The organism is Simplicispira metamorpha (genome assembly GCF_004341365.1).
Taxonomy (GTDB): domain Bacteria; phylum Pseudomonadota; class Gammaproteobacteria; order Burkholderiales; family Burkholderiaceae_C; genus Simplicispira; species Simplicispira metamorpha.
The window spans coordinates 1-10,021 of record NZ_SLXH01000048.1 but is presented as its reverse complement, the minus strand read 5'-3'; the positions used below and the strand labels follow the sequence as shown (position 1 = coordinate 10,021).

The following is a 10,021-nucleotide window of genomic DNA, read 5'->3' as shown; positions in this document are numbered from 1 at the left end:
TGGAAGAACTGCGAGCGTTGGCTCAATACCAGTTTGCAATTCATCCATCTAGCATTCTTGGCGCTAATGCTCAAAAGACTTTGAACACGTTCTTATTCGCAAACCTGCTCTACCTTTCGGACTGCTGGCGGGGATGGCCCCGCAGCACGAACAAGTCTGGGTGGTGTAGTTTTCGTTGACTACTTCAAAGACGACACCGGCCTGGTGGCTCTTGTATTCCAACATCGTCTTGAGCATTGACCAACCCGCGTCCAGCGTGCTCTTGGCCATTTTGGTTTTGACCAGCTTTGCGCTGGTTACGTCGCCCACGAAGATGGTGGCGTTTTCTCGCACCAACTTCGTGCTGAATTGGTGCAGCAGGTCTTTGCGCTGGTTGGCAATTTTTGCGTGGATGGCGCGTACGCGCTGCTTTTTGTGCGCCCGCTGGGCAATGCCGAGCTGGCATTCAAGCTTGCGATAAAAGCGTCCCTCAATGCGCTCACCCGAGGAAGTGACCGCCGCTTCCTTCAGGCCCAAATCAATACCGACACTGGCTGCACCCGTCGTAGATTGAGGCTCAACCTTGACCACCACATTCAAGTACCAGCGCCCCCGGCTGTCTTGGCTGAAGCTGCCTGCGCGCAGTTCGTAGTCCGCCAAGCCGTAGCTGTCCCACAGCGAAAAACGTTGGCCAGCAAAAGCAATTTGCCCTGCTTTGTATTGCAAAGCTTGCGCTTTGAAGGGAATCCAGCCCAAGCTGTATTTGCTGCTTTGCGGGTTGCTCACACGCCAGCGCAGCTTGGCCTTTTTGAATTGCTTGCGTGCCTTGGCGTAGTCCTCACAGACTTGCTGCACGGTGGATGAGCCAATCTGCACACCGTCGCACTTGCTGAACCCCTTGGTCAGCTTTTGCAAGTCGTAGCCCGAGAGCCACTGGTGGCGCTCGCGGATAGCGCGATGGCTGGTTTCGTTGCAAAAATTCCAGACCTGATTGACCTCGCGTGCCATCGCAGACAGCACTTTTGCGTGCTTGTCTTTGATGCGCAGGCGCAGGGTTTTGGTGCAGTCCATGGCGCAGATTATTTCATCGAGTCGCCACTGAGGGCGGCTACGCCGTCCGCGCTCTTGACCTCGGGCTCAACCCCGAGGCTTTGCGCGCACTGGTAAATGCGCACTGCCTGCCCCGAAAGGGGCGGGCTGCACAGGTCAGAGGACGGGCGGCACCGGGTTGGACACCAGCTGCGCCAGATCGCGTTCCAGCAACTCGGCGGCGCCCAATTGCCACTCAATCAGGCGGCGCAGGTGCGTGATGCTGTCCAGGTCCATGTGCAGGCAGCGCAGGCCAGTGTGCTGATCGTGGCCGCGCGCCACCTCGACCGACATGGTGATGTGCTGCGGCGAGGGCGCCAAGGTCAGCTTGAGCTGGCACAGTGTGCCCGCCTCTAGCTCTACGCCAGCGGGCAAATCCACCAAGGCGCCTTTGAGCGAAAGGTCATGCACATGCACCTGGAAGGTGCCATTGGTGGTGGTCAGCGAGGCGGGCGCATCGAAGCTGACGCGAATGAACTGGCGGCGTTCGTAGGCCATGTGCGCTCCCGAAAGTACAGAGGCGGCAGTGTAGCGCCCCGAATAGGCCCCGAGGGCCCACTGCCCTGTGCGACACTGTGCCCACAGCGCAAATACCGATCATCTTGCCCATGGCCACGCCCACTTTTTTACCACCCTCGTGCTCCCCTTCTGAAGTCATTGCGCGCTTGCAGCAGCGCGGTTTTGCCGTGCTGCAACCGGCCGATGTGGCCGCCTGGGCCGGTTGCACGCTGTCCGATTTGCAGGCCCTGCAATCCGACTGGAACGACCTGCCCCCCGACCTGTACCTGAAAGACGGTGGCCGCTACCGCCGCAGGCGCCACGCCTCCATGACGGTGCAGGGCAGCGCCGTGCAGCAGGTGCCCCACCGCGCCCACTGGCAGCCGGTGGAATACAACGCCCTGCACGGCGGCATGGAGCGCTGGTTTGAGCCCATGCGGCCCCAAACCCTGGCCGCCCCGGCCTGGAACGGTGTGCTGCGCGCCTTGGCCCGCGTGTGCGATGCGGTGTTTGCTGCCCCCGCGCAGGCACAGTGGTTCGTCGAGGCGCACCAGTTCCGCATCGATACCGTCGATGGCATTGGCCGGCCCACGCCCGAGGGTGCGCACCGCGACGGTGTGGATCTGGTGGCTGTGTTTCTCATCGAGCGCGAAGGCGTCAAAGGCGGGGAAACCCGGGTCTTTGAGGCCGCCGCCCCTGCCGGTGAGCGCTTTACACTCACTGCGCCGTGGTCGCTGCTGCTGCTGGACGATGCCCGCATGGTGCACGAGACCACGCCCATACAGCCAGCCGCACCGGGCGGGCACCGCGACACACTGGTCATCACGTACCGGCGCGGTGGTTTTCAGGACAGCCCTGCTGCCTGATACGCCAGCGTTCCAACGCGCTCTGTTTTACCCATCCCCAAGGAGAAAAACCATGTTCAAGCACATCCTCGTCCCCGTGGACGGTTCGCACACTTCCATGCTGGCAGTGTCCAAGGCCGCCGGTCTGGCCAAGGCCTTTGGCAGCGCCGTGACGGCGGTGTATGTGATTGATCCGTACCCGTTCACTGGCGTGGGTGCCGACTTTGCCTATGGCCAGGCGCAGTACCTCAGCGCCGCCACCTCCGAGGCCAATGCGGCGCTGGACGCCGTCAAGCAAGCCATGCAAGAGGCTGGTGTGGAAGTGACCGCCGTAGTGGGCGAAGGCCATGCCGTACACGAAGGCGTGGTGCGCGCCCTGGAGAGCACCGGCGCCGACCTCATCGTCATGGGATCGCATGGCCGCCGGGGCCTGGAAAAGCTCATGCTGGGCAGCGTGGCCCAGCGCGTGCTGAGCGCGGTGCATGTGCCCGTGATGGTGGTGCGCGAGTAAACACTCCGACGCTGCCCGTGCAGCCTCTGCGGTAGCGGCGGCTGCGCACAGCAAAAAGGCTCCTGACCACAGGAGCCTTTTTGTTGGTGGCGCGCCCGCCGCAGGGCAGCGGTACAGCAGCCTGCTATTCGATCTTGGCGCCCGAGGCCTCGACGATGCCCTTCCACTGCACATACTCGGTCTTGAGCAGCGTGGTGAACTGCGCGCTGGTCATGGCCTGGGGCTCGGCGCCCTGGGCCAGGATGGCGGCCTTCACTTCGGCGTTGCCCAGCAGCTGGTTGACGCGCGCGTTCAGGCTGCTGACCACGCTGGCGGGCGTGCCTGCCGGGGCAAACAGGCCATACCAGGTGCTCACGTCAAAGTCTTTGTAGCCCGACTCGGCAATCGTGGGCACATCGGGCAGCGAAGAACTGCGCTTGCCCGACGTGACCGCCAGCGGGCGCAATTTGCCCGCCTTGATCTGGCCCATGGCCGAGGGCAGGGACGACACCAGCAAATCCACGTTGCCCGCCAGCGCATCCAGCAGCGCCGGGTTGGAGCCCTTGTAGGGCACATGGCTGAGCCGGATGCCTGCGGCTTTTTCAAACAGGTCGGCTGACAGGTGGATGGACGTGCCGTTGCCCGGCGAGCCATAGGTGATGGTGCCGGGCGCCGCGCGCGCTGCCGCAATCACATCGGCCAGGCTTTTGAAGCGCGAGTTGCTGGCGGTGGCAATCAGCACGGGCGTGTAGGCCACATGGGCCACTGCCACCAGGTCTTTGGTGGGGTCCCAGGGCAGGTTTTTGTACAGCCAGGGGGCAATGACCAGGTTGTCCTTTTGTCCCATCACGATGTCGTAGCCCGTGGGGGCGGCTTTGGCGGCTTCGCTGATGCCGATGGTGCCGCCCGCGCCCGCCTTGTTGTCGGCCACCACCGTCCAGGGTGCTTGTTCGGAGAGCTTGTTGGCTACCAGGCGGGCCAGGATGTCGGTGCCGCCGCCGGGCGGGAAGGGCACGATCATGCGAATCGGCTTGGCCGGGTAGGCGGCGGTGGCCACAGGGGCGGGGCTTTGCGCCAAGGCGCTGCCACCCAGCACCAGGGCCGTGGCAGCCAATGAAAACTGACGACGCAACATCGGGATCAATCTCCTGAAAAATACAAAAAAACCGGGCCAGCGCCGCGCGTTGTGCAGCGGCGCTGGCCCGGTGGTTGGCTTACATGCGCTCAAAAATGGCGGCAATGCCCTGGCCGCCGCCGATGCACATCGTCACCAGCGCGTAGCGGCCCTGGATGCGTTGCAGCTCGTGCAGCGCCTTGACCGTGATCAGCGCGCCTGTGGCGCCAATCGGGTGGCCCAGCGAGATGCCCGAGCCGTTGGGGTTGACCTTGGCCGGGTCCAGCCCCAGGTCGCGCGTGACGGCGCAGGCCTGGGCGGCAAACGCCTCGTTGGCCTCGATCACGTCCAAATCCTGCACGGTGAGGCCCGCTTTTTTCAAAGCCAGTTGCGTGGCGGGCACTGGGCCAATGCCCATGTATTGGGGATCGACACCGGCGTGGGCGTAGGCCACCAGGCGCGCCAGCGGCTTGGCGCCACGGGCCTGGGCGGCTTGCGCGTCCATCAGCACCACGGCGGCGGCGGCGTCGTTGATGCCCGAGGCGTTGCCAGCGGTGACGGTGCCGTTTTCTTTCAGGAACACGGGCTTGAGCTTGGCCATGTCGGCCAGCGTGCAGTTGGGGCGGTAGTGCTCATCCACCTCGTAGGCCACATCGCCCTTGCGGCTCTTGAGCATGACCGGGACGATCTGGTCTTTGAAGTAACCCGCTTCAATGGCGCGCTGGGCGCGGTTGTGGCTTTCGACGGCAATGGCGTCCTGCTCGTCGCGGGAGATGCCCCACTTGGCGGCGATGTTTTCTGCCGTCACGCCCATGTGGATGTTCTGGAACGGGTCGTGCAGCGCGCCGACCATCATGTCGATCATCTTGGTGTCGCCCATGCGCGCGCCAAAGCGCGTGGCCAGGCTGGCGTAGGGGGCGCGGCTCATGTTTTCGGCACCGGCGCCGATGGCGATGTCGGCGTCACCCAGCTGGATGCTTTGCGCTGCCGAGACGATGGCCTGCAAGCCCGAGCCGCACAGGCGGTTGACGTTGAAGGCAGGCGTGCTCTCGGCGCAGCCCCCTTTGATGGCCGCCACGCGCGAGAGGTACATGTCTTTGGGCTCGGTGTTGACCACATGGCCGAACACGACGTGGCCCACGTCTTTGCCCTCGACGTTGGCGCGTGCCAGCGACTCGCGCACGACCAGCGCGCCCAGCTCGGTGGGGGGAATATCTTTGAGGCTGCCGCCAAAGGTGCCGATGGCGGTGCGCACGGCGCTGACAACTACGACTTCACGGGTCATGGAGAACTCCTTTAAAGATCAAATTGGCCTCTAGCGCCCACGGGTATTGCGCTATCAGCTATGAAAAAGATAGTGAATCACGGTGCCTCAGGGCTCGCGTACATCGGCCACGGGGTGGGTGCCGAAGTCTGACCGCTCCAGCCAGGCCAGCACGCGGGTGGCGGCGTCGGCGGGGGTGGTCAGCATGCCGGCCGTTTTGAGGCTGGCAAATTGCGGGGCATCGGGAAAAGCGGCCGGGTGGGCGCTGCGCAGCTGGGTCTGCATGTCGGTGTCGATCACACCGGGCGCCAGAGAGCATACCTTGGCGCCGTGGGGCTTGAGCGCTTCTTCCAGCGCCAGGCAGCGGGTGAAGTGGTCCATGCCGGCCTTGGCGGCGCAGTAGGGCGCCTGCGACGCCATGGCCCGGCGCCCCAGCCCCGAGGAGATGTTGAGCACTTTGCGCGGCACCGCCCAGCCCTCGGTGGCGGCCAGAAAGGCGGCGCACAGCAGCATGGGCGCCTCCAGCCCCACGCGCAGGGCCTGCGCCAGTGCGGCGGGGTCGCTGGCCGACAGCGGCGCAATCGGCGGAATCAGGCCGGCGTTGTTGATCAGCGTGGCACTGGCAAACGGGCTGGCAAGTGGGCTGGCAAGTGGGCTGGCAAGTGGGCTGGCAAGTGGGCTGGGCGCCGCGCTGCCAGCGCCGCCCGCCAAGGCGATGGCGCTGTGGGTTTCCAGCCAGGCTTGCAGGCGCTCGGCGGCGGCGGCGTTGGCGCTGCCCAGGTCGTGCTGCCACTGCTCCAGCGCCACGCCGCTGGCCAGGGCCGCCTCTTGCAGATCAGCGTTGCTGTGGCGCGAGATGCAGACCAGCGCATGGCCCGGGCGCAACAGCTGCTGCGCCATGGCCAGGCCCATACCGCGCGAGGCGCCCGTGAGGATGAAAAGGTGTGGTTTGTGCATGGCCCGGTGGTGTTGGTGGTATGAAAAGGGGTGGGTGATTTATACAAAAATGATAGCTGCTTGCGCTTTACAGGTGGGCGCTAGAGCCTGTTTTGGCTTAAAGTTTTGCGCCGCTAAAAATCCGGCGGCAGCGCAAACTGCACCCACTCGCCGCTTATCGGGTGTTCCAGCGCCAGCCGCGTGGCGTGCAGCAGCAGGCGCGGGGCGCGTGCCTGGGTGGCGGCGTCGGCATACAGCGCATCGCCCAGGATGGCGTGGCCCACGGCAGCCAAATGCACGCGCAGCTGGTGGGTGCGGCCCGTCACGGGCGCCAGCTCCAGCCGGGTGGTGTGCGTGGCCGCGTCGCTGGCCAGCACGCGCCAGCGGGTGTGGCTGGGTTTGCCGCGCTCGGCATCCACCACGCGCAGCGGGCGCCGTGCCCAGTCGGCGGCAATGGGCAGTTCGATGTCGCCCCAGCCGCCGCCGGGTGCGGGGGCCATGCAGCCTTGCACCACCGCCTGGTAGCGCTTTTCGATGGTGCGCGCGGCAAAGGCGTTGCCCAGGGCGCGTTGCACTTCAGGAGTGCGCGCCATCAGCACCAGGCCCGAGGTGGCCATGTCCAGCCGGTGTACGACCAGGGCCTCGGGCCAGTGCTGCTGCGCGCGGGCGCTCAGGCAGTCTTGCTTGTCGGGGCCGCGCCCGGGCACGCACAGCAGACCGGCGGGCTTGGCCAGCACCAGCAGCGCCTCGTCGGCGTACAGGCAGGTGGGGGCGCTGGCGGGGTGGTCGGGGCTGGCGCTGCGGGCGCCGGGGGCGTTGCCGGGCGCACCCTCAGGCGCGGGCGCGCCGCTGAGGGCGGCAGATTCAGTCATGGCCGCTGATGAGTCGGTGTACGGTGGCACACAGCTCCTCCACGTCGTTGGGTTTGTGGATGAGGGCGCGTGCGCCTTCGGCCAGGGCGGCCTGCTCGATTTCGGCGGTGACGTAGCCCGAGGCCAGCGCCACCGGCAGATCGGCGCGGATGGTGCGGGCCTCGCGCACCAGATCGACGCCGCAGTAGCCGGGCATGTTGTAGTCGGTGACCAGCAGGTCGTAGTCGTGCGGCGCGGCGCGCAGGGCCGCAGCGGCCTCGTGCGGATCGGTAAACCCGCTGACGGTGTAGCCGCGCCGGCGCAGCAGGCGCTGCACCAGAAACACCAGCGCCTTGTCGTCGTCCACGTACATCACATGGCGGCGCGGCGCGGGTGGCGTGGGCAGCGCAGGCGCTGCGGCCAGGTCGGCGGATGGGGTTGCAGCGGGCAGGGCGGCGGGTGGTGTGTGCGCTGGTGGTGTTCCTGCGCTGGCGTGGGCCGGTGGCTGCACTGCGGGGGGCTGGGCTGCGCTGGGGCCAGCGGCGTCGGTGTGGGGCGCAGTATTGGTATCGGCATCGGCATCGGCATCGGCATCGGCATCGGCATCGGCATCGGCATCGGCATCGGCATCGGCATCGGCATCGGGCGCGCAGTCCGGGTCGGGCAGGGCGGTTGCCGCGTCTGCGCTGGCCGATGGCGCCACGGGAAAGTACAGCGTAAACCGGCTGCCCAGGCCCGGCGCACTGTGTACGTCCACCGCGCCGCCGTGGGTGCGCATCACACCATGCACCACCGACAGCCCCAGCCCCGTGCCCTGGCCCACTGGCTTGGTCGTAAAAAAGGGCTCAAAAATGCGCTGCAAGGTGGCTGCATCCATGCCGGGGCCGCTGTCGCGCACGGTCAGCAGCACGTAGTGGCCGTGCGGCAGGCCCAGGCGCTCGCACAGGCGCTGGTCTGGCTGGGCCGCTGCCAGCTCGACATAGACGTTGCCACGGCCCTCGCCAATGGCGTGGATGGCGTTGGTACACAGGTTGAGCACGGCCTGCTCCACCTGCGTGGGGTCGGCCAGCACGGGTGGCAGGGGGGCGGCGGTTTGCAGGCGCAGGTCAATGGCGGGCGGCAGGGTCACGCGCAGCAGGCGCTCGGTGTCGTGTATCACCTCGGCCAGCGCTACGGCGGTGCGCTGGGGCGGCTCGTTGCGGCTGAAGGTGAGGATTTGCCGCACCAGATCGCGCGCGCGGCGCCCGGCTTTCTCGATCTCGACCAGGCTCTCGTAGGCCGGGGAGTGCGGCCCGCAATCGGCCTTGGCCAGATCGGCGTTGCCCAAAATGGCGCTCAGGATGTTATTGAAATCGTGCGCAATGCCGCCCGCCATGGTGCCCACGGCCTGCATCTTGTGCGACTCGCGCAGCTGCGCTTCCAGCTCGTTGCGCTGGGCTTCGGCCTTTTTGCGGCTGGTCAGGTCGCGGGCAAAGACGGTGGTGGTTTCGCCCTCGCCGTGGCGCTCGAACGACATGCTCACCTCCACCGACAGCTCTTTGCCGCTGGCGCTCAGGGCCGTCATCTCGCCCAGCATGGCCTGCGTGGTGAGCTGGGCAAAGGCCAGGGCCTGCTCAGCGTCGGGCAAAAAGCGGCTGATGTGGCTGCCCAGCGCATCGCTGGCGGCGCACTGGAACAAAGCAGCGGCGGTGGGGTTGAACACCGTGATGCGCTGGTGCTGATCGACGCAGACGATGGCGTCCAGCGAGGAGTTGATGACCGCCTCCAGCCGCCGCTCGCTGGCGTGCAGCTGGGCGTTGCGCTGTTGCAGCGTTTGCGCGCTGTGTTGCAGGGCCTGGCGCTCGGCCAGCAGCGGGCCTTGGTCAATCACGGCGCACAAAAATTGCAGCAGCGGCGCTTCGCCCTCGGCCTGGGGCGACTCGATGCGGGCAATGTGCAGGTCGCCGGTGATGTGGCGTTCGGGGCTGATGGCAAACACCACTTCGGTGGCCTCGCCATGGCCCTCGGCGCGGGCCAGGGCAAAGGCCTGCTGCACGCGCTGGGCGTGCTCGGGGCTGACGAAGGGTTGCAGCTCGGTGAGCGGGCGGTCGTTTTCAGTGGGCTGAAAACTGCGGTGCGCCATCGAATTGGCCTGCACCACCATGTCGTGCTCGTCCAGCACCATCAGCGCCAGGGGCACGCTGGAGAACAGCGTCTCGAAGCGCTCCGAGGCGCTCTCAGCGGCCGACTGGCTGTAGCGCAGCACCTTGTTCTGCGCCTCCAGCTCGGCCTGGTAGGCGCGCAGCTCGGCGATCAGCCCCGTGACCGCGCCCGGCATGGGGCCGACCAGCGGGCCGCTGCTGTCAGGGGGCTGGAGCGTGGGTGTGCCAGGGGCGCTGGCGCCCGGAAACTGGCTGGGCGCATCGCCGGGCATGTCGTGCGCGGGTTCTGGCTCGGTGCTGCGCAGTAGAAATAAAAGGTCGGGGCGGCTCATGGCAAAAAACGCTCCCGGCAGGTGCTGGCCCAAGAAGGCGGCGCAGTCTGCCAAGGGCTGTGGGGCCTGTGCGGGGTCGCGGGCGCGCCAGTGTACGCGCGCGGGCTGCGGGGGCAGCGATGCAGGGGGGCGGTGTGCCGGGTGGGCCAGCGGTCACGGCCAGCAAGCAGCCCGGTCAAGCGTGTGACAGCAACGGGAAATGATCTGGACGACGTATCGAGTCCACTGACAAATCTGCATTCAGCAACGGCCAGTACAAATGGTCGGGTGCTGGATGTAATCGTCCGGGATGCGACAACTAGTATCCAGAATACTCATAGACCTTGTGTTGAATGTTCTGGTAATTTGAGCCATAGCCGCAGGGGCGCACTGGCAGCTTGATTGGCAATATTAATTAGAAACAAAACGACTTGAAATATTTCTGATTACCCGGATGTTGTCTTGATGAAACTGACCGACATGAGAAAGCTCAGTCCTGCGGC

9 protein-coding genes and 1 pseudogene are annotated in these 10,021 nt (G+C 66.0%); 3 read left to right on the top strand and 7 right to left on the bottom strand.

Translation table 11 applies throughout. From position 1 onward, the window contains the following. Nucleotides 1-84: pseudogene (locus EV674_RS16890) on the top strand (IS5/IS1182 family transposase); the annotation flags it as partial. On the opposite strand, the gene EV674_RS16885 reads toward EV674_RS16890, so the two are convergent. Continuing rightward, nucleotides 64-1,050: an RNA-guided endonuclease InsQ/TnpB family protein gene (locus tag EV674_RS16885; RefSeq protein ID WP_241525041.1), complete on the bottom strand. Its 987-nt coding sequence runs from the start codon at nucleotides 1,048-1,050 to the stop codon at nucleotides 64-66. The pseudogene EV674_RS16890 and the gene EV674_RS16885 sit on opposite strands and share 21 nt — an antisense overlap. Before the next feature lie 135 nt (nucleotides 1,051-1,185). Beyond that, a complete protein-coding gene (locus tag EV674_RS16880) occupies nucleotides 1,186-1,566 on the bottom strand; it encodes a PilZ domain-containing protein (RefSeq protein ID WP_119014847.1) in 381 nt (126 codons plus the stop codon). A gap of 110 nt (nucleotides 1,567-1,676) precedes the next feature. Here EV674_RS16880 and EV674_RS16875 point away from each other — a divergent pair, with 110 nt between their 5' ends. After that, the gene (locus tag EV674_RS16875) at nucleotides 1,677-2,432 is read left to right on the top strand and encodes a 2OG-Fe dioxygenase family protein (RefSeq protein WP_119014846.1); all 756 of its coding nucleotides are present in this window, start codon (nucleotides 1,677-1,679) and stop codon (nucleotides 2,430-2,432) included. A gap of 52 nt (nucleotides 2,433-2,484) precedes the next feature. Then, nucleotides 2,485-2,922, top strand: a complete 438-nt coding sequence (locus EV674_RS16870; protein WP_119014845.1) for a universal stress protein — start codon at nucleotides 2,485-2,487, stop codon at nucleotides 2,920-2,922. A 124-nt stretch (nucleotides 2,923-3,046) separates the two neighbouring features. On the opposite strand, the gene EV674_RS16865 is transcribed toward EV674_RS16870, so the two are convergent. From EV674_RS16865 to EV674_RS16845, 5 genes are all read right to left on the bottom strand, one after another. Then, a complete protein-coding gene (locus tag EV674_RS16865; RefSeq protein ID WP_119014844.1) occupies nucleotides 3,047-4,036 on the bottom strand; it encodes a Bug family tripartite tricarboxylate transporter substrate binding protein in 990 nt (329 codons plus the stop codon). Between the two features lie 79 nt (nucleotides 4,037-4,115). After that, nucleotides 4,116-5,300, bottom strand: a complete 1,185-nt coding sequence (bktB, locus tag EV674_RS16860) for a beta-ketothiolase BktB (RefSeq protein ID WP_119014843.1) — start codon at nucleotides 5,298-5,300, stop codon at nucleotides 4,116-4,118. An 87-nt stretch (nucleotides 5,301-5,387) separates the two neighbouring features. Then, on the bottom strand, nucleotides 5,388-6,236 hold the full coding sequence (locus EV674_RS16855; protein WP_132750508.1) for an SDR family NAD(P)-dependent oxidoreductase: 849 nt from the start codon (nucleotides 6,234-6,236) through the stop codon (nucleotides 5,388-5,390). A 113-nt stretch (nucleotides 6,237-6,349) separates the two neighbouring features. Next, complete coding sequence (locus tag EV674_RS16850; protein ID WP_119014841.1) at nucleotides 6,350-7,087, bottom strand: RluA family pseudouridine synthase; 738 nt, start codon at nucleotides 7,085-7,087, stop codon at nucleotides 6,350-6,352. Then, nucleotides 7,080-9,539 carry a PAS domain-containing hybrid sensor histidine kinase/response regulator gene (locus EV674_RS16845; protein WP_119014840.1) on the bottom strand — a complete coding sequence of 820 codons (2,460 nt, stop codon included), beginning with the start codon at nucleotides 9,537-9,539 and terminating at the stop codon, nucleotides 7,080-7,082. The genes EV674_RS16850 and EV674_RS16845 overlap by 8 nt, the downstream gene beginning before the upstream one ends. Between the last annotated feature and the right edge of the window lie 482 nt (nucleotides 9,540-10,021).